Annotated in this window: 26 protein-coding genes, 1 tRNA gene and 1 pseudogene; 13 read left to right on the plus strand and 15 right to left on the minus strand. The window is 70.0% G+C overall.

The window, feature by feature from the left end; translation table 11 throughout:
- Positions 1 to 8: 8 nt before the first annotated feature.
- The 4 genes from ACFWPQ_RS38680 (at position 9) to pknB (ending at position 6,677) form a co-directional block, all read left to right on the plus strand.
- Positions 9 to 1,574: a Stp1/IreP family PP2C-type Ser/Thr phosphatase gene (locus ACFWPQ_RS38680; RefSeq protein ID WP_384045792.1), complete on the plus strand. Its 1,566-nt coding sequence runs from the start codon at positions 9 to 11 to the stop codon at positions 1,572 to 1,574.
- A gap of 27 nt (positions 1,575 to 1,601) precedes the next feature.
- Positions 1,602 to 3,041, plus strand: a complete 1,440-nt coding sequence (locus ACFWPQ_RS38685; RefSeq protein ID WP_361285355.1) for an FtsW/RodA/SpoVE family cell cycle protein — start codon at positions 1,602 to 1,604, stop codon at positions 3,039 to 3,041.
- Complete coding sequence (locus ACFWPQ_RS38690) at positions 3,038 to 4,522, plus strand: peptidoglycan D,D-transpeptidase FtsI family protein (RefSeq protein WP_384045737.1); 1,485 nt, start codon at positions 3,038 to 3,040, stop codon at positions 4,520 to 4,522. Before ACFWPQ_RS38685 ends, ACFWPQ_RS38690 begins: the two co-directional genes overlap by 4 nt.
- A 169-nt stretch (positions 4,523 to 4,691) precedes the next feature.
- Positions 4,692 to 6,677 (plus strand): Stk1 family PASTA domain-containing Ser/Thr kinase, encoded by a 1,986-nt coding sequence (pknB, locus tag ACFWPQ_RS38695; RefSeq protein ID WP_384045740.1) that lies wholly within the window; start codon positions 4,692 to 4,694, stop codon positions 6,675 to 6,677.
- Positions 6,678 to 6,771: 94 nt separating this feature from the next.
- On the opposite strand, the gene ACFWPQ_RS38700 is transcribed toward pknB, so the two are convergent.
- From ACFWPQ_RS38700 to ACFWPQ_RS38725, 6 genes are read right to left on the minus strand one after another with little or no spacing between them, the layout of a single operon-like run.
- Positions 6,772 to 7,524: a class E sortase gene (locus ACFWPQ_RS38700; RefSeq protein WP_384045743.1), complete on the minus strand. Its 753-nt coding sequence runs from the start codon at positions 7,522 to 7,524 to the stop codon at positions 6,772 to 6,774.
- A 19-nt stretch (positions 7,525 to 7,543) separates the two neighbouring features.
- Positions 7,544 to 8,578 (minus strand): class E sortase, encoded by a 1,035-nt coding sequence (locus tag ACFWPQ_RS38705; protein ID WP_384045746.1) that lies wholly within the window; start codon positions 8,576 to 8,578, stop codon positions 7,544 to 7,546.
- Entirely contained in the window at positions 8,575 to 9,213 is a 639-nt protein-coding gene (locus ACFWPQ_RS38710; RefSeq protein WP_361285337.1) for an aminodeoxychorismate/anthranilate synthase component II, read from the minus strand. The genes ACFWPQ_RS38705 and ACFWPQ_RS38710 overlap by 4 nt, the downstream gene beginning before the upstream one ends.
- Positions 9,210 to 9,371, minus strand: coding sequence for a hypothetical protein (locus tag ACFWPQ_RS38715; RefSeq protein ID WP_030939017.1), 162 nt, complete (start codon positions 9,369 to 9,371; stop codon positions 9,210 to 9,212). The genes ACFWPQ_RS38710 and ACFWPQ_RS38715 overlap by 4 nt, the downstream gene beginning before the upstream one ends.
- A 52-nt stretch (positions 9,372 to 9,423) precedes the next feature.
- Complete coding sequence (locus ACFWPQ_RS38720) at positions 9,424 to 10,107, minus strand: class E sortase (protein ID WP_384045750.1); 684 nt, start codon at positions 10,105 to 10,107, stop codon at positions 9,424 to 9,426.
- Positions 10,108 to 10,134: 27 nt separating this feature from the next.
- Positions 10,135 to 10,923: a DUF881 domain-containing protein gene (locus ACFWPQ_RS38725; protein ID WP_361285331.1), complete on the minus strand. Its 789-nt coding sequence runs from the start codon at positions 10,921 to 10,923 to the stop codon at positions 10,135 to 10,137.
- Positions 10,924 to 11,075: 152 nt separating this feature from the next.
- On the opposite strand from ACFWPQ_RS38725, the gene crgA reads away from it, so the two are divergent.
- Positions 11,076 to 11,330: a cell division protein CrgA gene (gene crgA, locus ACFWPQ_RS38730; protein ID WP_046727637.1), complete on the plus strand. Its 255-nt coding sequence runs from the start codon at positions 11,076 to 11,078 to the stop codon at positions 11,328 to 11,330.
- Between the two features lie 312 nt (positions 11,331 to 11,642).
- Here the strand turns inward: crgA and ACFWPQ_RS38735 are convergent, their stop codons facing one another.
- Both ACFWPQ_RS38735 and ACFWPQ_RS38740 read right to left on the minus strand, forming a co-directional pair.
- Positions 11,643 to 12,542, minus strand: a complete 900-nt coding sequence (locus ACFWPQ_RS38735) for a rhomboid family intramembrane serine protease (protein WP_361285325.1) — start codon at positions 12,540 to 12,542, stop codon at positions 11,643 to 11,645.
- 98 nt (positions 12,543 to 12,640) lie between these two features.
- Positions 12,641 to 13,174, minus strand: coding sequence for a peptidylprolyl isomerase (locus tag ACFWPQ_RS38740; protein WP_384045755.1), 534 nt, complete (start codon positions 13,172 to 13,174; stop codon positions 12,641 to 12,643).
- Positions 13,175 to 13,464: 290 nt separating this feature from the next.
- Here ACFWPQ_RS38740 and ACFWPQ_RS38745 point away from each other — a divergent pair, with 290 nt between their 5' ends.
- The gene (locus tag ACFWPQ_RS38745) at positions 13,465 to 14,166 is read left to right on the plus strand and encodes a DUF5324 family protein (protein WP_384045758.1); all 702 of its coding nucleotides are present in this window, start codon (positions 13,465 to 13,467) and stop codon (positions 14,164 to 14,166) included.
- A gap of 189 nt (positions 14,167 to 14,355) precedes the next feature.
- Here ACFWPQ_RS38745 and ACFWPQ_RS38750 read toward each other — a convergent pair.
- Together ACFWPQ_RS38750 and ACFWPQ_RS38755 are read right to left on the minus strand one after the other, a co-directional pair.
- Positions 14,356 to 14,534 (minus strand): annotated as a pseudogene (locus ACFWPQ_RS38750) (MBL fold metallo-hydrolase); the annotation flags it as partial.
- An 88-nt stretch (positions 14,535 to 14,622) separates the two neighbouring features.
- A tRNA-Ala gene (locus ACFWPQ_RS38755) sits at positions 14,623 to 14,695 on the minus strand.
- Positions 14,696 to 14,880: 185 nt separating this feature from the next.
- On the opposite strand from ACFWPQ_RS38755, the gene ACFWPQ_RS38760 reads away from it, so the two are divergent.
- Both ACFWPQ_RS38760 and ACFWPQ_RS38765 read left to right on the plus strand, forming a co-directional pair.
- Positions 14,881 to 15,429: a DNA-binding protein gene (locus ACFWPQ_RS38760; RefSeq protein WP_089100435.1), complete on the plus strand. Its 549-nt coding sequence runs from the start codon at positions 14,881 to 14,883 to the stop codon at positions 15,427 to 15,429.
- A gap of 162 nt (positions 15,430 to 15,591) precedes the next feature.
- A complete protein-coding gene (locus ACFWPQ_RS38765) occupies positions 15,592 to 17,334 on the plus strand; it encodes a serine/threonine-protein kinase (protein WP_384045760.1) in 1,743 nt (580 codons plus the stop codon).
- Here ACFWPQ_RS38765 and ACFWPQ_RS38770 read toward each other — a convergent pair.
- Together ACFWPQ_RS38770 and ACFWPQ_RS38775 are read right to left on the minus strand one after the other, a co-directional pair.
- Complete coding sequence (locus ACFWPQ_RS38770; RefSeq protein ID WP_384045763.1) at positions 17,298 to 18,605, minus strand: hypothetical protein; 1,308 nt, start codon at positions 18,603 to 18,605, stop codon at positions 17,298 to 17,300. The genes ACFWPQ_RS38765 and ACFWPQ_RS38770 overlap by 37 nt on opposite strands.
- 292 nt (positions 18,606 to 18,897) lie before the next feature.
- Entirely contained in the window at positions 18,898 to 19,026 is a 129-nt protein-coding gene (locus ACFWPQ_RS38775; RefSeq protein ID WP_003999697.1) for a DLW-39 family protein, read from the minus strand.
- Between the two features lie 350 nt (positions 19,027 to 19,376).
- Between ACFWPQ_RS38775 and ACFWPQ_RS38780 the strand changes: the two genes are divergently transcribed.
- The 3 genes from ACFWPQ_RS38780 to ACFWPQ_RS38790 all read left to right on the plus strand — a co-directional run bounded on the left by ACFWPQ_RS38780 (position 19,377) and on the right by ACFWPQ_RS38790 (position 21,461).
- Entirely contained in the window at positions 19,377 to 19,718 is a 342-nt protein-coding gene (locus ACFWPQ_RS38780) for a DUF6344 domain-containing protein (RefSeq protein ID WP_384045766.1), read from the plus strand.
- A 175-nt stretch (positions 19,719 to 19,893) separates the two neighbouring features.
- Entirely contained in the window at positions 19,894 to 20,682 is a 789-nt protein-coding gene (locus tag ACFWPQ_RS38785) for a GntR family transcriptional regulator (protein WP_384045769.1), read from the plus strand.
- Positions 20,679 to 21,461, plus strand: coding sequence for a glycosyltransferase family 2 protein (locus ACFWPQ_RS38790; protein WP_384045772.1), 783 nt, complete (start codon positions 20,679 to 20,681; stop codon positions 21,459 to 21,461). Before ACFWPQ_RS38785 ends, ACFWPQ_RS38790 begins: the two co-directional genes overlap by 4 nt.
- Before the next feature lie 8 nt (positions 21,462 to 21,469).
- Here the strand turns inward: ACFWPQ_RS38790 and ACFWPQ_RS38795 are convergent, their stop codons facing one another.
- Genes ACFWPQ_RS38795 through ACFWPQ_RS38805 form a run of 3 tightly spaced genes read right to left on the minus strand, consistent with a single transcriptional unit; the run spans position 21,470 to position 23,946 of the window.
- On the minus strand, positions 21,470 to 22,486 hold the full coding sequence (locus tag ACFWPQ_RS38795) for an FkbM family methyltransferase (protein ID WP_384045775.1): 1,017 nt from the start codon (positions 22,484 to 22,486) through the stop codon (positions 21,470 to 21,472).
- A gap of 3 nt (positions 22,487 to 22,489) precedes the next feature.
- On the minus strand, positions 22,490 to 22,696 hold the full coding sequence (locus ACFWPQ_RS38800; protein ID WP_089100442.1) for a ferredoxin: 207 nt from the start codon (positions 22,694 to 22,696) through the stop codon (positions 22,490 to 22,492).
- A gap of 38 nt (positions 22,697 to 22,734) precedes the next feature.
- On the minus strand, positions 22,735 to 23,946 hold the full coding sequence (locus ACFWPQ_RS38805) for an amidohydrolase family protein (protein WP_361285301.1): 1,212 nt from the start codon (positions 23,944 to 23,946) through the stop codon (positions 22,735 to 22,737).
- A gap of 236 nt (positions 23,947 to 24,182) precedes the next feature.
- Between ACFWPQ_RS38805 and ACFWPQ_RS38810 the strand changes: the two genes are divergently transcribed.
- Positions 24,183 to 24,632, plus strand: coding sequence for a DoxX family membrane protein (locus ACFWPQ_RS38810; protein WP_384045778.1), 450 nt, complete (start codon positions 24,183 to 24,185; stop codon positions 24,630 to 24,632).
- Positions 24,633 to 24,793: 161 nt separating this feature from the next.
- Positions 24,794 to 25,297 (plus strand): hypothetical protein, encoded by a 504-nt coding sequence (locus ACFWPQ_RS38815; RefSeq protein ID WP_384045781.1) that lies wholly within the window; start codon positions 24,794 to 24,796, stop codon positions 25,295 to 25,297.
- Positions 25,298 to 25,414: the final 117 nt, after the last annotated feature.

Raw genomic sequence — 25,414 nt, forward strand, 5'->3', positions numbered from 1 at the left:
CCGTGCGGATGTACCCGGAGCCGACGGGCGAGGTGCGCATGAGTCTGTCACTGCGCTTCGCCGCCGGATCGCACAAAGGCATGATCCGGGAGGGCAACGAGGACTCCGGTTACGCCGGCCCCCGCCTGCTCGCCATCGCCGACGGCATGGGCGGCCAGGCCGCCGGCGAGGTCGCCTCCTCCGAGGTGATCTCCACCCTGGTCACGCTCGACGACGACGTGCCCGGCTCCGACATCCTCACCTCCCTCGGCCACGCCGTGCAGCGCGCCAACGACCAGCTGCGCGCCATGGTCGAGGAGGACCCGCAGCTGGAGGGCATGGGGACCACCCTCACCGCCCTGCTGTGGACCGGGCAGCGGCTCGGCCTCGTCCACGTCGGCGACTCCCGCGCGTACCTCCTCCGCGACGGCGTGCTCACGCAGATCACCCAGGACCACACCTGGGTGCAGCGGCTCGTCGACGAGGGCCGGATCACCGAGGAAGAGGCCACCACCCACCCGCAGCGCTCACTGCTGATGCGCGCGCTCGGCAGCGGCGACCACGTCGAGCCCGACCTGTCGATCCGCGAGGTCCGCGCCGGCGACAGGTACCTGATCTGCTCCGACGGACTCTCCGGGGTGGTCTCCCACCAGACCCTGGAGGAGACCCTCGCCAGCTACCAGGGCCCGCAGGAGACCGTGCAGGAGCTGATCCAGCTCGCGCTGCGCGGCGGCGGCCCCGACAACATCACGGTCATCATCGCGGACGTCCTCGACCTGGACACCGGCGACACCCTCGCGGGGCAGCTCTCCGACACCCCGGTCGTGGTCGGCGCCGTCGCCGAGAACCAGCAGCACCTGCACGACAACGGCTTCATGCAGACGCCGGCCGGCCGCGCCGCCAGCCTCGGCCGCCAGGGTCCCCGGCACGGGGGCGGCGGCGAGTTCGGCCCGCCCGGCTCCGGCGACACCACCGGATACGTCCCCACCGACAGCTTCGGCGACTACACCGACGACGACTTCGTCAAGCCCCGCCGCGGCCGGAAGTGGCTGAAGAGATCCTTCTACAGCGTGCTCGCCCTCGCCGTGATCGGCGGCGGCTTGTACGGCGGCTACCGCTGGACGCAGACGCAGTACTACGTCGGCGCCAACGGCACGCACGTCGCGCTGTACCAGGGCATCAGCCAGGACCTCGCCTGGGTGTCGCTGTCGAAGGTGGAGACGGACCACCCCGAGATCGAACTCAAGTACCTGCCGCCGTACCAGCAGAAGCAGGTCAAGGCCACCATCGCGGAGGGCGGTCTCAAGGACGCCCAGTCGAAGGTCCAGGAGCTGGCCGTGCAGGCCTCCGCCTGCAAGAAGGAGTCGGAGCGCACCGCCGCCGAGTCCACCGCCAACTCCAAGACCGGCCAGGGCGAGGCCGGCGGCACCACGGGAACCACCAAGACCTCTCTCACGTCCAAGGCCTCGCCAAGCCCCTCGAACTCGGCGTCCTCCACGGCGTCACCGTCCCCGTCCCCCTCAGCGACCCCCAGCCCCGGCCCCACCCTCTCGGAGGATGAGCAGAAGGTCGTCTCGCTGTGCGGTAAGCAATAGGCAAGCCGTGAGAGGCCCCGTCACACGATGAGCAGTACTACCAACACGTCGACGAACCACACGTCCACGATCGGCTCCATCGGCACGCCGAGCCGGCGCAACACCGAGCTCGCGCTCCTGGTGTTCGCCGTCGCCATCCCGGTGTTCGCCTACGCCAACGTGGGCCTGGCCATCAACGACAAGGTCCCCGCCGGACTGCTGAGCTACGGACTGGGCCTCGGCCTCCTGGCCGGCGTCGCCCACCTCGTCGTCCGCAAGTTCGCCCCGTACGCGGACCCGCTGCTGCTGCCGCTGGCCACCCTGCTCAACGGCCTCGGCCTGGTCGTCATCTGGAGACTCGACCAGTCCAAGCTGCTCCAGTCGATCCACGTCTCGGGCGGCAAGGCCACCAACCAGCTGCTGTACACCGCGATGGGCATCGCGCTGTTCATCGTCGTCCTGATCTTCCTCAAGGACCACAGAGCACTCCAGCGCTACACCTACATCTCGATGGTGGCGGCGCTCTTCCTCCTCCTGCTCCCCCTGGTCCCGGGCCTCGGCCTGAACGTCTACGGCGCCAAGATCTGGATCTCCGTCGGCGGCTTCACCATCCAGCCCGGCGAGTTCGCGAAGATCGTCCTCGCGGTCTTCTTCGCCGGCTACCTGATGGTCAAGCGGGACGCGCTGGCCCTGGCCAGCCGCCGCTTCATGGGGCTCTACCTGCCGCGCGGCCGCGACCTGGGACCGATCCTGGTCGTCTGGTTCATCTCGATCCTCATCCTGGTGTTCGAGACCGACCTCGGTACCTCGCTGCTGTTCTTCGGAATGTTCATCATCATGCTGTACGTCGCCACCGAGCGGACCAGCTGGATCGTCTTCGGTCTGCTGATGTCGGCGGCCGGCGCGGTCGGCGTGGCCAGCTTCGAACCGCACGTCCAGCAGCGTGTCCAGGCCTGGCTCGACCCGATGAAGGAGTACACGCTCTCCCGGGAGGGCGTCGCCGGCCACTCCGAGCAGGCGATGCAGGCCCTGTGGGCGTTCGGCTCCGGCGGCACCCTCGGCACCGGCCTCGGCCAGGGCCACTCCGAGCTGATCCGGTTCGCCGCCAACTCCGACTTCATCCTCGCCACCTTCGGCGAGGAGCTGGGCCTCGCCGGCATCATGGCGATCCTGCTCATCTACGGCCTGATCGTGGAGCGCGGCGTGCGCACCTCGCTCGCCGCCCGCGACCCGTTCGGCAAGCTGCTCGCCGTCGGCCTCTCCGGCGCCTTCGCGCTCCAGGTGTTCGTCGTCGCCGGCGGTGTGATGGGCCTCATCCCGCTGACCGGTATGACGATGCCGTTCCTCGCGTACGGCGGTTCCTCCGTGATCGCCAACTGGGCGCTCATCGGCGTGCTGATCCGCATCAGCGACACCGCCCGCCGCCCGGCCCCGGCCCCCGCCGCCAACCCCGACGCCGAGATGACCCAGGTGGTCCGCCCCTCATGAACAAGCCCCTGCGCCGGATCGCGATCTTCTGCGGCCTCCTGGTCCTCACCCTGCTGCTGCGCGACAACTGGCTCCAGTACGTCAAGGCCGACACCCTCCGCGAGGACCCCGCCAACCGCCGTGTCACGATCGCCCGCTACTCCACCGCACGCGGCGACATAATCGTCGACGGCAACCCGGTCACGGGCTCCACGGCGTCCAGCTCCTCCGGTCTCAACGACCTGAAGTACAAGCGCACGTACAAGAACGGCCCCATGTGGGCCCCGGTCACCGGGTACGCCTCCCAGGCCTTCGGCGCCAACCAGCTGGAGAGCCTCGAGGACGGCATCCTCACCGGCAACGACGACCGGCTCTTCTTCCGCAACACCCTCGACATGATCACGGGCAAGCAGAAGTCGGGCGGCAACGTCGTCACCACCCTGAACGCGGCCGCCCAGAGCGCCGCCTACAGCGGGCTGAAGAAGCAGGGCGGCAAGGGCGCGGTCGTCGCCCTGGACCCCTCCACGGGCAAGATCCTGGCCCTCGCCTCCTACCCGTCGTACGACCCCTCGGCCTTCGCGGGCACCTCGGACACCGACGCCGAGGCCTGGAAGAAGCTGCAGAAGAAGTACAACCCGAACGACCCGATGCTGAACCGGGCGCTGCGTGAGACCTACCCGCCGGGCTCCACCTTCAAGGTCGTCACCGCCGCGGCCGCCCTGGAGAACGGGCTGTACACCTCCGCGGACGAGGCCACCAAGTCACCGCTGCCGTACGTCATGCCCGGCACCACCACCGAGCTGAAGAACGAGGGCAGCATCCCCTGCAAGAACGCGACCATGCGCGTCGCGCTGCGCTACTCCTGCAACACCGTCTTCGGCAAGATCGGCGCCGACCTCGGCAACGACAAGATGCTCGCCGAGGCGAAGAAGTTCGGCTTCGACTCCGAGCAGTTCACCCCGGTCCGCTCCAGCGCCTCGGTCTTCTCCGACAACATGAACCAGTCGCAGACCGCGCTGTCCTCGATCGGCCAGTACAACACCGCCGCGACCCCGCTGCAGATGGCCATGGTCGCCTCCGCGGTCGCCAACGACGGCAAGCTGATGAAGCCGTACATGATCGACAAGCTGCAGTCGTCGAACCTCGACACCATCTCCCAGACCGAGCCCGAGGAGATGAGCCAGCCGCTGTCCTCCTCCAACGCCCAGGTCCTCCAGTCCATGATGGAGACGGTCGTCAAGGAGGGCACCGGCACGAACGCCCAGATCAACGGCGTCACCGTCGGCGGCAAGACCGGTACCGCCCAGCACGGTGTGGAGAACAGCGAGAACCCCTACGCGTGGTTCATCTCCTACGCCAAGCTCCCCGACGGCAGCAAGCCGGTCGCGGTCGCCGTGGTCATCGAGGACGACCAGGCCAACCGCGACGACATCTCCGGCGGCGGCCTCGCGGCCCCGATCGCGAAGAGCGTGATGGAGGCGGTCATCAACTCCAAGAAGTGACCCCGCTCACGTCCCCTTCACATCGGTGCACGTTGACATACCGGTCCTGTATCGGGTTACGGGCTTGGCCAGGTCACACAAACACAGCCGGGTACGGTAGGCCCGGACGGCAGCCTCCGACCGCACACCCGTGCCGGTCGGGACCGACGGAGAGGGCTGGTAGGGAACTATGGAAGAGCCGCGTCGCCTCGGCGGCCGGTACGAGCTGGGCCACGTGCTCGGCCGTGGTGGCATGGCGGAGGTCTACCTCGCCCATGACACGCGGCTCGGCCGCACGGTGGCGGTGAAGACGCTGCGCGCGGACCTCGCGCGCGACCCGTCCTTCCAGGCCCGGTTCCGCCGGGAGGCCCAGTCGGCCGCCTCGCTCAACCATCCCGCGATCGTCGCGGTCTACGACACGGGCGAGGACTACATCGACGGGGTCTCGATCCCGTACATCGTCATGGAGTACGTGGACGGCTCGACGCTGCGTGAGCTCCTCCACTCCGGTCGCAAGCTCCTGCCCGAGCGCGCGATGGAAATGACCATCGGCATCCTCCAGGGCCTGGAGTACGCGCACCGCAGCGGCATCGTGCACCGGGACATCAAGCCGGCGAACGTCATGCTGACGCGCAACGGCCAGGTCAAGGTCATGGACTTCGGCATCGCCCGCGCCATGGGCGACTCCGGCATGACCATGACCCAGACGGCCGCCGTGATCGGCACCGCCCAGTACCTCTCCCCGGAGCAGGCGAAGGGCGAGCAGGTCGACGCCCGCTCGGACCTCTACTCGACGGGCTGCCTGCTCTACGAGCTGCTGACGGTACGGCCGCCGTTCGTGGGCGACAGCCCGGTCGCGGTCGCCTACCAGCACGTCCGCGAGGAGCCCCAGCCCCCGTCGGTCTTCGACCCCGAGATCACGCCCGAGATGGACGCCATCGTCCTGAAGGCCCTGGTCAAGGACCCGAACTACCGGTACCAGTCGGCCGACGAGATGCGCGCCGACATCGAGGCGTGTCTGGACGGCCAGCCGGTCGCGGCCACCGCGGCGATGGGCTCCGTCGGCTACGGCGGCTACCCGGACGACATGCCGACCACGGCCCTGCGCTCCGACGCCGGCGCCACCACCATGCTCCCCCCGATGAACCCGGACGACGGCGGCTACGGCTACGACGAGCGCCCGGACCGCCGCCGCCAGCAGAAGAAGAGCAACACGTCCACGATCCTCCTCGTGGTCGCGGGCATCCTGGTGCTGGTGGGCTCGATCCTGATCGGGAAATGGGTGGTCAGCGGGGGCGGGGGCGGGAACGACACGGTCAGCACGCCGACGTTCGTCGGCCAGACCAAGGCGACGGCCACGCAGATGGCCGACAACGTCGGTCTGAAGCTGGCCTTCACCCAGAAGACCTGCGACGACCAGCCCAAGGGCAGCATCTGCGACCAGGACCCCAAGGCGGGGACCGACGTCAAGAAGGACTCCACGGTCAACCTGGTGGTCTCGACGGGCGCGCCGAAGGTGGTCGTACCGAGCGTCGTCGGTCAGAACATCGACGATGCCAAGACCACGCTCGAGGGCGACAAGTACAACTTCGTCGTCAAGACGAAGCAGCAGACCTCCGGTGAGGACCCGGGTACCGTCCTGGACCAGGATCCCGCCCTCGGCGCGGAGGTCCAGAAGGGCTCCACGATCACCCTCACCGTCGCCAAGGCCGAGGAGAAGTCCACGGTCCCCGACGTCACCGGGCAGACCTGCGACGCGGCCAAGGCACAGATGACGGCCAACAACCTGACCGGCAACTGCACCGAGGTGGAGACCGACGACTCCAGCCTGGTCGGCAAGGTCATCGCGACCGACCCGCAGAAGGGCACGCAGGTCGACAAGAACTCCTCGGTGAACATCCAGATCGGCAAGGCCAAGCAGCAGACGGCCGTGCCGACCGTGATCGGCCAGACCGTGAGCCAGGCCAAGCAGACCCTGCAGGCGGCCGGCTTCACGAACATCCAGTTCAACGGCGACTCCAGCGACAACGCCCTGGTCACCAACCAGGACCCGCAGGCCAACACCGGCGTCGACGACCCCGGCAACACGCAGATCACCCTCACCACGGTGAGCGTCGGCAACAACAACGGCGGGAACAACGGCGGTACCAACTTCTTCGGCGGTACCAGCGGCTGACGTTTCCCCTGTGACGACGGATGGGCCCCTGCCGGGGAGTTACCGGCAGGGGCCCATCCGCTTCTCCGGTTCGGTGGCCTCCAGGTGGCCTCGCTCAGCCGCGCAGTTCCTTCGGCGGTGTCCGGTTGCTGTCGACCTTGTCGACGCGGACCAGCTCGCCCCAGACCACGTAGCGGTAGCGGCTCGTGTAGACCGGGGTGCAGGTCGTCAGGGTGATGTAGTGGCCCGGCTTGGTCCTGCCGGACTCCTTGGGGACCTGGGAGAGGACCTTGACGTTGTACTTCGAGGTCTCGGGGAGGATGTCGTAGACCTTGTAGACGTACCAGTCGTCGCGGGTCTCGAAGACGACCGGGTCGCCGACCTTGATCTTGTCGATGTTGTGGAACTTGGCGCCGTGGCCGTCGCGGTGGGCGGCGACCGCGAAGTTGCCGGTCTTGCCGGTGGTGGGGAGCGTGGCCTTGACCGGGTCCGTGTAGTAGCCGGCCACGCCGTTGTTCAGGACGTCCGTCGAGGTGCCCTTCTCGACCAGGACCTCGCCGTTCTTCATCGACGGCACGTGCAGGAAGCCGATGCCGTTCTTCGTGTTCAGCGCGCCCGGGCCGGTGTCCTGCTGGGCCCAGGTGTCCCGGACCTTGTCGCCCTCCCGGTCGGCCTTGCGGTCCGCGACGACGTTCGTCCACCACAGCGAGTAGACGACGAACAGGCCGAGCACCAGGCCCGCCGTGATGAGAAGTTCGCCGAAGACGCTGACCGCCGTCGCGATCCGGCCGATCGGCCGCCGCCCCGGCCCGGACGCCGCGTCCGGTGCGTCGGTCTGCTCTTCGGTGTCGTCGGCGGTCGCTGCCACTGTTCCTCTGCCTCTGCCCTTACTCGACGAGCGCGTCCGGTTTGCCCTTGCTGCGCGGGCGTTCCTCGACCATCTTGCCCCACACGATCAACCGGTACTTGCTGGTGAACTCCGGCGTGCAGGTGGTGAGAGTGATGTAGCGGCCCGGTGTGGTGAAGCCCGAACCCTTCGGGATCGCATCCAGCACACTCACGTTGCTCGGCGCCGTCACCGGCAGCATCGACGTCACCTTGTACACGTAGTACTCGTCCTGCGTCTCGACCACCACCGAGTCGCCGGCCACCAGCTTGTTGATGTATCGGAACGGCTCACCGTGCGTGTTGCGGTGCGCGGCCAGGCCGAAGTTGCCGGTCTTGTCCTGCGGCATCGCGGTCTTGAGCGCACCCTCGCCGTAGTGCCCGACCATGCCCTTGTCGAGGACCTTCTTGTTGCTGACGCCCTCGGCGATCGGCGCCACCACGTCCAGCTTGGGAATGTGCAGGATGGCGAAGCCCTGCCCCGGCGCGAAGACGCCCGGCGCGCGCTTGCCGCTCGCCCAGTCCTGCTGGAGGCTGCTGGCCTCCTTGCCGGCCTGCGCGTGGGCGCGGACGTTCGTCCACCACAGCTGGTAGGTGACGAAGAGCAGCATCAGCACGCCGGTGGTGATGAACACCTCGCCTATCGCCCGGCTCGCCATGACCGCCGGGCTGGGCTTGCGCAACCGCTCCCGCCGCCGGGCCTCGACCCGGGAGAGCGGCCGGCCCGGCGCGGTGGTCTCCGGCGACGCCGACTCCTGAGGCGCTGCCTCCGGTGCGCCGCCGTGCCGGCCGCCGCGCCGCTTGGCGGCCTTTCTGCGGGCCGCGCGGCCACCTCCTGGGGTTCCGGTGCCGGAAGGGGCTGCTGTGCCCGCAGAGGCCGATACGGGCGGCGGATCGGGGATCCGCAGCGCGACGGTCTCCTCGTCGATCGGCGGAAGCGGTGCGAGGTACGCCGTCTCCCCGAGCGCGCTCGACGCCCCGTACGGCTGATCCCCGTACGAGGCACCGGTCTCGCGCTCGGGGCGCAGCGCGGTCACGCCGTGGCCCTGCCCACCACCGGGGCGAGCCCCACCGACCTCGCCACGGCCCCCTGGTCACCGCACTCCACCAGCCAGTTCGCCAGCATCCGGTGCCCGTGCTCGGTCAGCACCGACTCGGGGTGGAACTGCACACCCTCCACCGGGAGTTCACGGTGCCTGAGGCCCATGATGATCCCGTCGTGGGTACGGGCGGTCACCTCCAGCTCGGCCGGGACCGTCGCCGGCTCGGCCGCCAGGGAGTGGTAGCGGGTCGCGGTGAAGGGCGTCGGCAGGCCCGCGAAGACCCCCTTGCCGCCGTGCTCGACCAGCGAGGTCTTGCCGTGCAGCAGCTCGGGCGCCCGGTCCACCACACCGCCGTACGCCACCTGCATCGACTGCATGCCGAGGCAGACGCCGAAGACCGGGACACCGGTCGCGGCGCAGTGCCGGACCATGTCCACGCACACCCCGGCCTCCTCCGGCGTCCCGGGCCCGGGCGAGAGGAGGACACCGTCGAAGCCGTCCTGGGCGTGCGCCGTCGACACCTCGTCGTTGCGCAGCACCTCGCACTCGGCGCCCAGCTGGTACAGGTACTGGACCAGGTTGAAGACGAAGCTGTCGTAGTTGTCGACGACGAGAATCCGCGCGCTCACTGGTTGTCCACCGTCACATCGTTGAAGGGCAGCAGCGGTTCGGCCCAGGGGAAGACGTACTGGAAGAGGACGTAGACCACGGCCAGGACGAGCAGGAGTGAGATCAGCGCCCTCACCCATGCGTTCCCCGGCAGATGCCGCCAGATCCAGCCGTACATGCCGTCCCTTCCGTTCCACCACGGCACCAGAATCCCGCCGTACTGCACCAGACTAACGGCGCAGCGCCTTAGGTCTGCCTGACTCCACGGGCTGTGTGGAGTCCAAGTGCGCCCAGACGATCAGCCGATGGCTGTGCCCCCATTCCGGATCGCACGTGGTCAGCGTGAGATAGCGCCCCGGACGCGTATACCCCGACTTACGTGGCACAGGGTCGATCACTTCAACGTCCGTCGGAACTGTTTTGTAGGGGCCTTTGTCGATCCGATACGTGAACCAGGTCGTCCCGTCCGTCAGCACGATCGCATCGCCCTCGCGGAGCTTCGGGAAGTCGAGGAACGGATCGCCGTAGGTGCGCCGGTGGCCGGCGACCGCGAAGTTGCCCACCTGGCCCAGCTGCGCGGTCCGGGCGTAGTGCGCGAGGCCCTTCTTCAGCACGTCGGTGCCGGTGCCCTCCAGGACCGGCTTGTTCCACGTGAAACCGAACCGGGGGATGTACATGATCGCGAAGGGCTTGCCGTAGTGGTACGCGGCGGGCTTCGCGGGTGCGGCGGTCGCCTTCGCCGTCGGGTGCACCGCCGCCTTCGCCGACCACTGCCGCTGTAACTGGTCGATCTGGTCGTGCATCACGCTGTCGGCCTTCACGCCGGTCCAGAACAGCACGTACGCGACGAAGAGCACGATGAGCGTGCCGACGGTGATGCAGAGCTCGCTGACGGTCCTGACGATCACGCGCACCGGCGGCTCCAGAAAGTGACGAGCTGCTTACCCCACGGGCTTCGCGTAGTGCAGATCCACTGTGCCCGAGTAGCCCGGCAGAGTCACCGTCCCGTCCTCGGTCACTTTCCACCCGAGGCCGTACACGTTCACGTACACCATGTAGTTCTGGATGGCCTCGGAGTCCGCGAGCGCCTTCTGCATCTTCGCCGGGTCCCCGACCGCCTGGATCTTGTACGGCGGCGAGTAGACCCGGCCCTGGAGGATCAGCGTGTTGCCGACACACCGCACGGCACTGGTGGAGATCAGCCGCTGGTCCATGACCTTGATGCCGGTGGCGCCGCCCTGCCACAGGGCGTTCACCACGGCCTGCAGGTCCTGCTGGTGGATGACCAGGTAGTCGGGCTGGGGCTCGGGGTAGCCGGGGAGCTTGGCGGTGGCGTTCGGCGGAGCGTCGTTGAGGGTGACGGTGATCGCCTTGCCGGTGAGCTTCTGGGTGCCCGCGTCCTTCTCCAGACCGGTCAGCTTGTCGTCCTGGGCCTTGGTGGAGCCGTCGTCGCGCTTGGCGAGCTTCTCGTTCTCGTCGCGGGTGCTCGCGTTGGACTCGTCCAGCGCCTTGTTCTTGCGGCTGTGCTCCTGGATCAGGTCGGAGAGCTTGAGCAGGTTGTCGTCCGAACGGATGTCGGTGCCCTTGGCCGTGTTGAAGCTGGTGAAGAAGAGCAGACCGGCGAGGGCGAAGACGCCCACGGTGAGAATCCGCACCGGCCGGAAGCCGTTCTTGCGGGATGGGCCGGCACCCGTTGATCCGGTCCCCTGGGAGTCGGCAGAATTGCTCAACGTACCCTTATCTCCTTCGGCGCCACGGAAGCACTACGCTAACGGACGCCCGCGGGAGCGCTCAGTGTGCCCTTACTGTCCCCTTGTACGCTGCTCCGAGCCCGACCCAGTTACCTGCGCGGCCACGCAGCGCATCGACAGGAGAGACCCTCGTGCCGAAGTCACGTATCCGCAAGAAGGCCGACTACACGCCGCCCCCGGCGAAGCAGGCGACCGCCATCAAGCTCAACAGTCGCGCCTGGGTCGCGCCGGTGATGCTGGCCATGTTCCTCATCGGGCTGGCCTGGATCGTCGTCTTCTATGTGACCGACGGTTCGCTGCCGATCGACAGCCTCGACAACTGGAACATCGTCGTGGGCTTCGGCTTCATCGCGGCCGGCTTCGGCGTCTCCACGCAGTGGAAGTAACCCGGCCGACAGCTCTGCCCAGGGCTGTTCGCTGAGTTATCCACAGGCCTGAGCTGCTGTCCACACCCTCCTGGGGAAAAGACGACGATCTGTGGATAACCCGTTGGGCGTTGACGCCGGTACGACTACCACAACACCCAGCGCAAAACCACTCGCCCCCTCCCTGACCTGCGGCAACGCAGGTGAGTAGGAGGGGGCGCAGTTGTGCACGCACGTTGTGCACAAGATCGGCCACCGACTGTGGACAACGGTTCGGTATCGGTGCGGTGAGCCGCCGTGATCGGTGATCGCTGATGGGCCTCGGGCTCAGGCTCAGGTGAGCTGTGCGGTCCGGACGACGGTGATCACCACGGCCACGACCAGCACCAGTGCACAGGTGCCGTACTGGATCAGGTTCCGCCGCTCGCGCGGGGCGTGCACCATCGCGTAGCCGGTGATGACGCCGGCGACCAGACCGCCGATGTGGGCCTGCCAGGCGATGCCGCCGCTGAAGGTGAAGATGAGGTTGATCACCAGCAGGGCGATGATCGGCCGCATGTCGTAGTTGAGCCGGCGGATGAGGACCGCGGTCGCGCCGAAGAGGCCGAAGATCGCGCCGGAGGCGCCGAGCGAGGGCTGGTTCTGGGCGGCCAGCAGATAGGTGAGGGCGCTGCCGGCCAGGCCGGAGACGAAGTAGAGCGTGATGTAGCGGGCGCGGCCGAGGGCGGCCTCCAGGGGGCCGCCGATCCACCACAGGCTGAGCATGTTGAACACGATGTGCATGGGGCTCGAGCTGTCATGCAGGAACATCGCGGTCAGCATCCGGTAGTACTGGCCCTGGGCGATGCCCTCGACGTCGCCGTACTGCGGGAACCAGGCCTGGCCGATCAGGTCGAAGCGGTTGGTGAAGCTGTCCCCGACGGAGAGCTCGACCAGGAAGACGGCGATGTTGATGCCGATCAGGATCTTGGTGAGCAGCCGTGGGTCGGCGGTGACCGTGCCGCCGGCGAGGGTGCGGGGCCGGGACGCCGCCGGGGGCGGGCCGCTCTGGCCGGCGGTGGTGCCGTGGACGCATTCGGGGCACTGGAAGCCCACGGAGGCGCTGACCATGCACTCGGGGCAGATGGGGCGCTCGCAGCGGGTGCAGCGCACGCCCGTCTCCCGGTCCGGGTGCCGGTAGCACTTGGGCAGGCTGTGGGCGTCGCGCGCGCTGCCTGTCGCCTGGTCCTCCATGGGGTCCCCTCGCTCGTCGTGGGCAGTGTTCCGCCCCGCCCATCCTTACGGACGAGCGGGGCGTTTGGTTCCCTTCGGGTGCTTCGCTTTGGGACCGCTCAGCCGCCGCGCTTCTCGACGACGACCGTCTCGATGACGACGTCGTTCACCGGCCGCTTGTTGGGTCCGCTGACGGGGACGGCGGCGATGTTGTCCACGACCTTCTGGCCGGCCGGGTCGACGACCTCGCCGAAGATGGTGTGCTTGCGGTTGAGGTGCGGGGCGGGGTTGACCGTGATGAAGAACTGGGAGCCGTTGGTGCGGGGGCCGGCGTTGGCCATGGCGAGCAGGTAGGGGCGGTCGAAGCGCAGGTCGGGGTGGAACTCGTCCTCGAACTTGTAGCCGGGGCCGCCGATGCCGCTGCCGAGCGGGTCGCCGCCCTGGATCATGAAGCCGCTGATCACCCGGTGGAAGACCGTGCCGTCGTAGAGCGGATCGGTGGAGACGGTGCCGGTGGCGGGGTGGGTCCACTCACGCTCGCCCTGCGCCAGTTCGACGAAGTTCCTGACCGTCGTGGGCGCGTGGTTCGGGAAGAGCCGGACCTCGATGTCGCCGAGGCTGGTCTTCAGGGTGGCGTAGAGCTGCTCGGCCACGATCTGCCTTCCGTTGTGCTCGGATTCAGTGTCACGATCCTCGCACGGTACGGCGGGTCCGACGCCCGCCCGGAGTTTCCGGACCTGGATCCTCACGAATCACTTGCGGAACCCCTTCTGTCATGCGGGGGCGCGCGGCACCGATCCGTGGCATTGTCGTCGACAAGCCCCTCTTAGCTCTGGTTGCACCCGTATGCCCGTCCTCGCGCGCCACTCGGCCCGCGAACAGGCATGATCCGTAAAAGGGTGGAAAGTCGAAATACCGTACGCCACCGAGGAGGAGGAAACCCGTGACCCGCAAAGACAGCGTGCGCGCCGCGACCAGTTCGGCGAAGGACAGCGTGCGGCACGCCGCGGAAGCGGTGGCGCCCTATGCCGACACGGCCAAGGAGCGTGCCGCGTACTACGCGCAGGAGGCACGCGTACGGCTCGCGCCCGTGGTGTCGCAGGCCGCAGAGCAGGCTCGCGTCCAGTACGACGCCCGTCTCGTGCCGCGCTTGGAACAGGCCCTTACCCATGTACCGCCGAAGGTGGACCAGGCCGCGCACGACGCCGCGGACCTGACGCGCAAGGCGGCCCGGCAGGCCGCCGACTACTCGCGGCCGAGGATCGAGCAAGCCGTGGCGGCGGCCGGTCCGGTCCGCGAGGAGGCTGCCACGCGGGGTGCCGCCGCGCTGGCCGCGTTGCGCGGCAACGTCTCGGCCGAGGAGATCGAGAAGCTGGCGCACCGGAACCAGCGGCGCTCGTCGTGCGGCCGCGCGTTCAAGGCGTTCGCCGTGGTCGGCGTCCTGGCCGGCGCGGCTTTCGCCGCCTGGAAGTGGTGGGACAAGCAGGCCAACCCCGACTGGCTGGTCGAGCCGCCCGTCGCGACGGAGGTTCCGGATCCGGGCCGGCTCGGCTCGGTGGACGGCAGCTCGCCACTCGACCCCGAGGTGCAGGCCAAGGAGGCGGAGGAGCGGGGATCACGGTCCCGGGACGACAAGAACCGCTGAGCCCGGCGGACCGCACACCGTTTCACGTGAAACCAGACGCCTGACCGCGAGGGCGCGCACATCAACCTCTCTGGCCTGCGTTTACGCAGGCCAGAGAGGTTTTCTGAGGCCCAGGGGACATCCCGTGGCTGCCGTAACTCAGCACAGCTCGGCACTCAGCACAGCGCGACACTCAGTACAGCTAGACACTCAGTGCAGCGCGACGCGGTCGAGCAGCCCCGCGGCGGTGAAGGCGGAGGCGGTCACCAGCTCGGCCCGGCCCTCGGCGAAATGGGCCCAGCTGTCGAAGTGGACCGGGACGATCCGGCGCGCGCCGAGAATCCGGCGGCCTCGGCGGCCTGGGCGCTGTCGAGGGTGAGCACTCGACCACGCCCTGGGCGTCCTCGCGCGCCCCCAGCGCGCACCAAAAATGCCCCCTGAAACTGCGTTTCCGCAGATCAGAGGGCATTCGACGAGTGGAGCCTAGGGGAGTCGAACCCCTGACATCCGCCATGCAAAGACGGCGCTCTACCAACTGAGCTAAGGCCCCGTACGGGAAGCCACCGGCCAAGCGGTAGATCCGCAGGGTCGGTGCCGCAGACCAGAGTACCGGGTCACCCCCCTTACCTCGCAAAAAGATTGGGGGTCCCCGCAGATGACCACTCTCCGTAAGATGCTCGACGGGGTTCGCTGTAGCGAACCGTGGTTTTTTTGGGGAAGCGATGGGGAGACGCAATGGACGCCGCACAGCAGGAAGCCACCGCCAGAGCGCGGGAGCTGCAGCGGAACTGGTACGGAGAGCCGCTGGGGGCGCTCTTCCGTAAGCTCATCGACGACCTGGGGCTCAACCAGGCACGTCTCGCGGCGGTCCTCGGACTGTCCGCACCCATGCTGTCGCAGCTGATGAGCGGGCAGCGGGCGAAGATCGGCAACCCGGCCGTGGTCCAGCGGGTGCAGCTGCTCCAGGACCTCTCGGCTCAGGTCGCGGACGGCAGCGTGAGCGCGGCCGAGGCGACCGAGCGCATGGACGAGATCAAGAAGTCCCAGGGGGGCTCGGTGCTCAGCAACACCACGCAGACGACCAGCGGTTCGGGGGCGCCGACGGTCAAGCGCGTGGTGCGGGAAATCCAGTCGCTGCTGCGCTCGGTGGCCGCCGCCGGTGACATCATCGACGCGGCCGACACGCTCGCTCCGACCCACCCGGAACTCGCGGAGTTCCTCCGGGTCTACGGTGCCGGCCGCACGTCGGACGCGGTCACGCACTACCAGTCGCACCAGAGCTGAGCCACGGCCCGGCGCACCGGAGGGGGTCCGGTGAACCGGGCGGGGCCAGGCCCTGGCAGAGGGGGTCACGCGAGAGGGGTCGTATCGCTCATCCGGGGGAAGCAAGGGGGGTAACAGGCAGGGGGTGGCCGGGGGACCAGAGGGGGAGGGCTACGGGCAGTCATGGGTGAGGTCTTCGCGGGCCGGTACGAACTGGCCGACCCGATCGGTCATGGCGGAGTGGGCGCCGTCTGGCGCGCCTGGGACCACCGGCGGGGGCGCTATGTGGCGGCCAAGGTGCTCCAGCAGAGCGACGCCCACGCGCTCCTGCGCTTCGTGCGGGAGCAGGCACTGCGCATCGACCACCCCCATGTCCTGGCTCCGGCCAGCTGGGCCGCCGACGACGACAAGGTCCTCTTCACGATGGACCTGGTCGCCGGCGGCTCGCTGGTCCACCTGGTCGGGGACTACGGCCCCCTGCCACCGCTGTTCGTCTGCACCCTCCTCGACCAGCTGCTCTCCGGCCTCGCCGCGGTGCACGCCGAGGACGTGGTCCACCGGGACATCAAGCCCGCGAACATCCTGCTGGAAGCGACCGGCACCGCCCGTCCCCGGCTGCGCCTGTCCGACTTCGGCATCGCCATGCGGCTCGGCGAGGCCCGGCTGACCGAGACCAACCTCGTGGTCGGCACGCCGGGTTACATCGCTCCCGAGCAACTCCTGGGCGCCGAGCCCGACTTCACGGCCGATCTGTTCGCCGTCGGCCTGGTCGCCCTGTATCTCCTCGAAGGCGCCAAGCCCGACGCCAAGGCGCTCGTCCAGTACTTCGCCGAACACGGCACCCCGGGAGCGCCCAAGGGCATCCCGGATCCGCTCTGGCAGGTCGTCGCCAGCCTTCTCCAGCCGGATCCCCGCGCCCGCTTCCACACCGCCACCGGCGCCCGCAGGGCCCTCGCCCAGGCCAGGGAACTCCTCCCGGAGACGGACGCCCACGACGACTCGATCGAGATCTTCGACCAACTGGGGCCGCTGCCGAAGGGGTTCGGGCCCGGGGGGCCGGTACGGGTGCCTTCGGGGGGCGGCGCGGCACAGGGGGTGCCGGGGACTCCGGCAGGGCCTGGTGCCCCGGGAGCGGGGGCTCGGGCAGCCACTGCCGCGGCGGCGCGGGGAACGGCCGACGAGGCCTCCCCGGGCCGGGAGACGGCCGGGGAATCGGCCGGGGCGGCAGGGGTGGCCGGGGCGGGTACGGGTCGGGGTGCGGGTACCGGCTCGGAGGCGGCCGCAGGTGCGGGTACGGGTTCCGGCTCGGAGGCGGCCCCGGACGCAGGTACAGGTTTCCGCTCGGCGGCGGCCTCGGGCGCGGGTGCGGGTCCTGGCCCGGTCATGGCAGGCGGGTCGGGACGGGGTACGGCCGCGGTGGCAGCCCCGGACGGGGCAGGGAGCGGCGAAGGGGCCCCTGCGCCCGACGCCGGCCGGGCCGGCGGCACCGGCAGCACCAGCGGCGTCGCCGGACCGCCCTCGGCCCCCGTCTCCATGTCCGACACCGGCAGTTTCCGGCTTCCCCCGCCCCTGACACCGGTCACTCCGGCGCCCGCTGCCGCGCAGCCCGGGCCGACGCCGCCGTATCCGCCGTACGCCGGGCAGCAGCCGGTTCCGGTGCCGCAGACCGCCCCTGTCGCGCAGCCGCACACCCCGTGGCCGCCCGCGCAGCCACTCCCCCCGGCCCGGCCGGACACGGGCACGGACACCACCACGGCCACCTACACCGCGCGTGACCCGCAGGCCCCGCCGCCGTCGGTCCGCACCCACGGCCGGCGTCGGCGGCGGGCGCGCAGGACCGGCCCTCCGGCCAGAGCCGCCGTGCCCATCCTTCTCCTCGCGCTGGCCTGTTACGCCGTCGGTTTCTGGGCGTTGGCCCGGATCTGAGCACGCCGGGCGATCAGGGTCCACACGCCCAGGACGAGCAGCAGCGCCGTTCCCGTGCCGATGCCGCCGGCCGCGAGCGCCCGCATCGCCGTGCCGTCGCCGCCGGCCGCGGTCCCGAGGCTCCCCCGGTCCGAGGACGCGTCGAATACGCCCTTCGGGACCGGCGAACCGGCGTACGCGGGGCCGGAGTTCGGGGTGCCGTCGACGCGGACATGGAGCGTGACGCCGTACGGCCCCTTCCCGAAGGTGTCCGCGGTCTGCCCGGTGAGGTGGACGACGAGGTAGTAGGCGCCGGCGAAGCGGACGGAGCTCTCCGCGCCGGAGACGGCGTACCGGTTGGCGTACGCCACGGGTGGCAGGGGGTCTAGGGAGGACGACTTCTGGGTGCCGTCGTAGCCGAGGGAGACGTCGTCGACGTAGCCGCGGACCGGGTTGTAGAGGGAGAGGTTGAGCGCGGCGCTGACGTAGCCGTGGGCGGCGCCGCTGGTGCTGCCGAGGTCGACGGTGGCGTGCAGCTGCTGGCCCCAGTCGACCGGAACGGCGTAGTAGAGGGTCTGGCCGGGCGTGATGTCGGTCCGCCAGACGCCCTGGTCCAGGGTGCGGGCCGAGGCGAAGCCGGCGCCCGCGGTGCGGCGGCGGGGTTCTCCGGTGAGCGGCTCGGGCGACGCGGAGTTCCAGGTCTCGGGGGCGGTGGTGGCGCCGGCCCTGGCCAGGGCCGGTTCGGTGACGGGGGCGATCTCCAGGTCCCAGCTGCCCGGGGTGGTGGTCGTCGAGCCGGACACGAGCCGCTCGACGACCACGTAGTAGGTGCCGGCGTCCTGGCACAGCGTCTTGCCCGCGTCCCGGCGCCCCACCGCCGTGACCGGCCGGGGGCTGAGCCCGGCGCCGAAGCGGGCGCTGCTGTAGTCGCAGGCGGTGCCGTTGGCGTCCTCGATCGAGACCTGGATGCCGTCGCTGGCGGAGACGGTGGCGTCGGAGGGCGGAACGGCGGTGACGGGGACGTAGGCCGTGGTACCGGCGGCGAGTTCGAGACGGAAGTACAGCTCGCCCTTGTCCGGGAGGGTGCTGCGGTAGGTCGTACCGGGCTCCAGCGGTACGGCGTCCGTGCTGCCCGTCGCGCCGGTGACCGTGCGGTCGGCGGGGGCGAAGGCGTATCCGCCGCCGCCACCGCTCGCCGCGGCGGCGGAGGCCGGCAGCAGTGCCGTCAGTGCGAGGGCTGCCGTCGCACCGATGCCCCGCCATGCCGCCGCCGTACGCCACCGCCGTATCACGCGCGCCCCCAGCCGTCGTCGAGCCGGACCCGAAGTCCGGGACCGGTCGGGGCCCCATACTGCCCCGCGCGCCGTCGCGCCACCCGGGGATCCCCACGACCGTCCGAAACGCCCGCATCACACCCCGGCGGCCCGCCCCACCGCCCGGCCGCCGGCCGCCCGTCCGTCCACCCGCCGCCTGTCCGTCCGACACCTGCCGTCTGCCCGTTCGCGGGCCCGCCCGTCCGCCCCGGCAACGCAAAACCCCGACCGCTCGGGCGGCCGGGGTCTCAGTGTCGTCTGTTGTCGGTACTCACGAACCCGTGGGCACGGAGTCAGTCGCCTCCGTCCACAGATCCTGCTCGGCGCGATCCGCCTGGATCTGGCGGTACACGAGGAGCCCGCCGATGGCGGCCAGTGCGACCAGGAGAAGCTTCTTCACCGCGCGACCTCGTCTCTTCCTTGACGTAGGGGACCTCTGGCGCCCGACTATACACACCGACCGATATCGATCGGTGACCTGGCATCCGACCCCAACTCCGGTCCGCCACAAGGCGTTGCCCGAGGTCGAACCGCTCCGATCGGAGGGTGATCACACCCCCACGGACGGTTACTTTGCTCCCTCTCGACTCCTTTCACGGGCCTTTCTTGGGATTTTTCCCGCCTCATGCACCCATCCGTGTGGTGTTCATCAGAACATCGACGCGCCACAGTTCGACGTCCCCCACTTCGCGAGCCCCATACACATCATGAGGAAAGTACGCAAATCGCCCAACCCGAAAGTGAGGGGCCATGGCCCGGAACGCCAAGGTCATGAAGCTGTGGACCGCCATCGTCACCGCCTTCCTCGCGCTGTTCACGGCGCTCGGATTCGTCTCCGCCGCCACCGCCGCCGCGGTACCGCAGACCGAGACCCCGCGCAACAGCACCGGCGAGGACCACACCACGGACCGGGTGACGATCCCGGCACAGAGCCACTGGCTCTGGTCCCACGCCAGGTCCCTGCCGCCCACGATGAAGCAGCGCATCCGGGCCGAGGCCCACGGCAAGACCCCCAGCTGCCGCCAGCGCCCCCTGGACACCACCGAGTCCGAGAACCCGGCCGAGCCCCCCGCGGCACCGCTCGACTGCTGACCCCGACGGTACAGACGGCTCGGACGCAACGGCGCAAGGGCGACTTGCGTACGTACCAGCGCCTGCTGCGACAACAGACCCGCGACCAGGAGCTATCCGGCCGCGGGTCTCCGCACGTCCTTGGACGGAACTGTTCGACTCCTCAACTCCTCTTAAGGAGTCGTAGGCTGATCATGTGCCCAAGGCCTACGAGGAGATCGCCTGCGACCTCCGCCGCGCCATCCGGAACGGCGAGCTGAAGCCCGGTGCCCGGCTGCCCTCCGAGGCGGAGCTGGCCCGGCGGCACGGCCGTAGCGTGCCCACGATCCAGAACGCGCTGCGGCTGCTGAGCGCGGAGGGACTGATCGACAAGCGGCACGGCAGCGGCACCTTCGTGCGCCGCCCCCGCACCCGCGCGGTCCGCGACAACGAACGGCACCAGTGGGAGAAGGACCGCGCCCGGATGCCGGAGGCCACCCGGGCCGAGACCGGCGCGACCGAGCGCGAGACCGGCCTGGTCATCGGCGACCTGGTCTTCTTCGCCCGCTACCGCGAGCTGACCGCGCCCAGCGACCTCGCCGACGCGTTCGGGGTACCAGAGGGCACCGTGCTCCTCGAGCGCACCTACCGGACCCGGCACTCCGCCGAGACCGCCCCTTTCAGCCTGGTCACCTCCTACCTGGTCCGCGACGTGATCGCGGCCAACCCGGATCTCCTGGACGAGACCAACGAACCCTGGCCGGGCGGCACCCAGAACCAGCTCCACACCGTCGGCATCGAGGTCGACCGCGTCGAGGAGCGCTTCACCGCCCGCCCGCCGACGCCCGAGGAGGCCCGCGAGCTGGACCTGCCGGCCGGCACCTCGGTGATCCTGCTGCGCAAGACGTCGTACGACATCCACGACCGCATCGTGGACATCACCGCCGTCACCCTCCCCGGCGACCGCACCGAACTGCTCTTCACCACACACCTGGAAAGGTGGTGAGCGCTGCCGTGACCCGGCGCGTCACCGTCGTCACCGCGGTCCACGCGCCGTCGGCCCGCTTCCTGCCCGAGGCCTACGCGTCGCTGTGCGAGCAGCGACTGCCCGAGGGGTGGGAGTGGCAGTGGCTGATCCAGGAGGACGGGGGCGGAGACGGGGACGGGGAGGGTTCCGGCGAGGTCCGCGCCTACGTCCCCGACGACGCGCGGGTGTCGTTCCGGCGGGGCCGGGCCGGTGGTCCCGGGGTCGCGCGCACCCTCGCGCTGGCCCGGGCGGGGGGCGCGTACGTCAAGGTCCTCGACGCCGACGACCAGCTCACGCCGGGTGCGCTGGGCCGTGACCTGGCCGCGCTGGAGGGCCGCCCGGACATCGGCTGGGCCACCTCACGAGCCCTGGACCTGCTGCCGGACGGCTCCACGGCCGGTTTCCCGGGCGACCCCGAGGAGGGGCCGATCGAGCGCGGGACGGTGCTCGGCCACTGGACCGCGCACGACTTCCGCGCCCAGGTCCATCCGGCCACCCTCTTCGTCCGCCGCGAGCTGCTGCTCGCCCTCGGCGGCTGGATGGCACTGCCCGCCTCCGAGGACACCGGGCTGCTGCTCGCTCTCGACGCCGTGAGCCGGGGCTGGTTCTCGGCGGAGGCCGGGCTGCTCTACCGCAAATGGGAGGGCCAGGTCACCGGCCGTCCGGCACACACCGACCCGGTGGAACGGGAGGCCCGCATGGCGGTCGTGGCGGCCCGGGCACGGGCCCTGGCGGAGCTCGGCTGGCGGTACGGCTGACCGACCTGTCAGGCAGGGCCCAGCGTCGCCGCGTCCACGCGCGAGAACACCAGGTCGCTCTCCTCGGTGACCGGGCGGTCCCAGCGGACCGGGACCACGGGTTCGCCGTACAGGGCGCGGGGGTAGCTGTCGGCCGCATAGCTGTTGGCGAGCCGGTAGACGTGGTAGCCGGCGTCGGTCATGGTGCGCAGCAGGTCGTCCGCGGAGTCGCCCAGCTGGGCCATCCGGTCGGGGGTGACCTCGACGGTGATCTCGGCGTCCGGGCGCAGCTTCTCCAGCAGGGGGGCGAGCCCGCGCACCACCGCGCCCTCGGCGCCCTCCACGTCGATCTTGACGACCCGCGCGGTCTCGATCTCCTCCGGCCGGAGCAGTTCGGGCAGCGGCACGGCCTCGATGTCGAAGCTGGACTCGGCCGGGCCGTCCCACGGGACGATGCTGTTGGCGCCCATGTTGCGGGAGCTGGCGAGCACGAAGGTCAGGGTGCGGTGGGCGTCGGAGACGGCGGCGTTGACCGCGCGGATGTTCCGGCAGCCGTTGAGCGCGCTCTGCTGTTCGAGGCGACGGTGGAAGACGGGGGAGGCCTCGACGGCCACGACCCGGCCCTGCTCCCCGACCAGCCGGGAGGCGAGGACGCTGAAGACGCCGATGTTGGCGCCGACGTCGACGAAGCAGTCCCCGGGCGCCAGCCGGCCGCGCAGCCAGCGGGTCATGTGCGGTTCCCACACCCCGAAGAGGTAGAGGTAGCGCTGGATGAGGTCCTGGGTGTCGACCGCGAACCGGTCGCCCGAGAGGGTCTCGACGACGCGCCGCCGGGGGTGGTCGCGCAGATAGGGGTTGAGCGCGCGGGCCGCGAGGGTCTTGCCCCAGGGGCCCGGGAAGTCGCGGACGTAGCGGCGGCCGAGGGTGGCCAGGAGCTCGGCGAGCTCGGTGAACTCGGTGAGCTCGGTGCGCGAGGTACTGGAGGTGCGCGAGGTTCTGGAGGTACTGGAGGTGCGCGAGGTGCGCGGGTTGCGGGGGCTGCTCATCCGCTAGTCGGTGACCCTTCGGCCGTCGATCCGGATCGCCTGCGACGGGCAGCGCTCGGCGATGTCCCGGATCAGTTCGTCGTCGTCCCCGGACTCCTCCCGTCCGGGCAGGACGAAACCGTACCCGTCCTCGAACCCGAACACAGCGGGTGCCCGGAAGGCACACTCGCCCGACCCATAACAGACGTCGGCGTCGACGGAGACCTTCATGCCCGGTCCCCTGCCCACCGGGCGACCCGCTGAACCGGCTAGTCGAAGGGCAGCTGGAGCATCCGGATCGCGTTCCCGCGCAGCAGTTTGTAGGCCACCTCCGGGGCCAGTCCGCCGACGTGTTCCTGGGCCACCCGCTTGGTCTCCGGCCAGGTCGAGTCGACGTGCGGGTAGTCCGTCTCGAACGTCGCGTTGTCCACGCCGATCGTCTCGATCGCCTCGATGCCGTGCCGGTCGCGGAAGAAGCAGCAGAAGATCTGCCGGTAGTAGTACGTCGAGGGCGGCTCGGGGATCAGGTCCTTCACCCCGCCCCAGGCGCGGTGCTCCTCCCAGACGTCGTCGGCGCGCTCCAGCGCGTACGGGATCCAGCCCATCTGGCCCTCGCTGTACGCGAGTTTCAGCCGGGGGAACTTCACCAGGACCCCGGAGAAGAGGAAGTCCATCATCGAGGCCATGGCGTTGTTGAAGCTGAGCGAGGCCTGGACGGCGGGCGGGGCGTCCGGGGAGGCGGCCGGCATCTGGGAACTCGACCCGATGTGCATGTTGACCACCGTCCCGGTCTCCTCGCAGGCCGCGAAGAACGGGTCCCAGTAGCCGGAGTGGATGGACGGCAGGCCCAGATAGGTCGGGATCTCGCTGAAGGTGACCGCCCGGACGCCCCGCTCGGCGTTGCGCCGGATCTCGGCGACGGCCAGGTCGATGTCCCACAGCGGGATCAGGCACAGCGGGATCAGCCGGCCGCCGCTGTCCCCGCACCACTCCTCGACCATCCAGTCGTTGTAGGCCCGGACGCAGGCCAGCGCGACCTCCTTGTCCTTGGCCTCGGCGAAGGTCTGCCCGCAGAAGCGGGGGAAGGTCGGGAAGCAGAGGGAGGCCTCGACATGGTTCATGTCCATGTCCTCCAGGCGGGCCTTGGGATCCCAGCAGCCGCGCCGCATCTGCTCCCTGGTGATGCCGTCGAGCGTCATCTCGTCCCGGGAGAAGCCGACGGCGGCGATGATGCGCTTGTACGGGAAGAGCAGGCCCTCGTACTCCCACCAGTCGGTGATCTGGCCCTCGGGGTCGGTGGTGAACCGGTACTTGCCGCCGACGTAGGCGAGTTCGCCGATGCCGGCGGTGAAGGGCTTGGGCCCCTTGTCGCGGTACTTGCCCGGCAGCCACCGCTCGAAGAGGTGGGCGGGCTCGATCACGTGGTCGTCCACGCTGATCACCCTGGGCAGATCCTGGGTGCCGGTCGCGTTCTCTGCCATGCCTACCCCCTGCTGCCTGCGGAGTTCCGAATTTATCTGACGGTCCATCAGATAAGCCGTCGGCATTCAGGCTAGGCCCAGGAGCCTGCACCAGCAAGGGCCACCACACCCCGCACCCCCCTCCTGCCGGAACCTTCCGGAGTTCGTCCCGCTCTCCCTCTTGCGACGCACGCCGCCTTCCGCTGAACTGACGAACCGTCAGATGTATGGCTATGGGGATCCGGGGAGGGTGCGGGATGCGATCAGCCTTGCTGAGCGGTGCCGAATGGTTCGCGGTGCTCCGCATCGGGCTCGGTCTGTGGTGGCTGGAGAGCTGGCGGCACAAGGACAAGAAGCAGTGGTTCGGCGGCGGAGGCATCCGGTGGGCGGCCGGTGTCGCGGAGAAGCACCGCTGGCCGGTGGTCCGGCAGGGCTTCGACACCGTCGTCGCGCCGCGCCCCCGGCTGATGGCCTACGTCGTCGCGTACGCGGAGCTCGCCCTGGGCCTCGGCCTGGTCTCCGGCTTCCTCACACCGATCGCGCTGGCGGCCGGGTTCCTGCTCAACCTGATCTACCTGGTCCTCATGATCCACGACTGGGCGGAACAGGGACAGAACCTGATGATGGCCCTGATCTCCGTGGTCGGCCTGTTCGCCGTCAGCTGGCAGAGCTGGTCGGTGGACACGGCACTGGGCCTGTTCGGCTAGCCGATGCGCCCTCAGATCGGCGACGCAGTCGCCGATCTGAGGGCGCGGGGAACTGCGCGACCAGCCACGACGGGCCCGCAGCGACCCTCCGTCCCCATCACCCCCATCACCCCCATCACGGCACTCGTGGCACTCGTGGCACTCGTGGCGAGGAGGCACAGATGACGACCGACCCCTCGAAGTCCCCCTCGGACAGCCCCTCGGCGGACACCCTGAGAAAGCTGCACTCGGCCCGCGCCCACAGCGCCTACGAGCGCGCGGTCGCCGCCTGCCGCCACGCGGGGATCACCCCCGAAGCAGCGCAGACCGTGCCGACGAGCCCGGTGGGCCGGGCCGCGAACGCGCTCCGGCTGTCGGCCAGTTCGCTCGCCGCCCTGCCCGGCACCGCACCCGACCCGGCGGCCGACGCCCGCTGCGCCCGCAACGCCGCCGCGACCGCGGCGCTGGCCGCGCAGGTGGCGGCGCAAGCGGCCGGGCAGGTGCCCGGCTCCCCGGACGAGCACACCGAGATGGCGGCGGCCCTGCGCGCCGCCCTCACCGCATCCCAGGCGGCCGCGACGGCGGCCGGTGGCACGGCGGCGGGACAGGACGGGACCCTGAACGCGAAGGCCGACGACGCGGAGGAACGCGCGGTCGAGGCGGCACGCACGGCGGGCTGGATGTGATGATCCCGTGCCGTTCGGCACCGGGCCCACCCCCCGTGGGGGCCCGTGCCGAACGGCGCCGGTGGTGTCGGACCCCCCACAGGGAACGGATGCCGCGTTCAGCGCGGGAGCACCACG

Origin of the sequence: Streptomyces sp. NPDC058464 (assembly GCF_042721035.1) — a bacterium.
GTDB lineage: Bacteria > Actinomycetota > Actinomycetes > Streptomycetales > Streptomycetaceae > Streptomyces.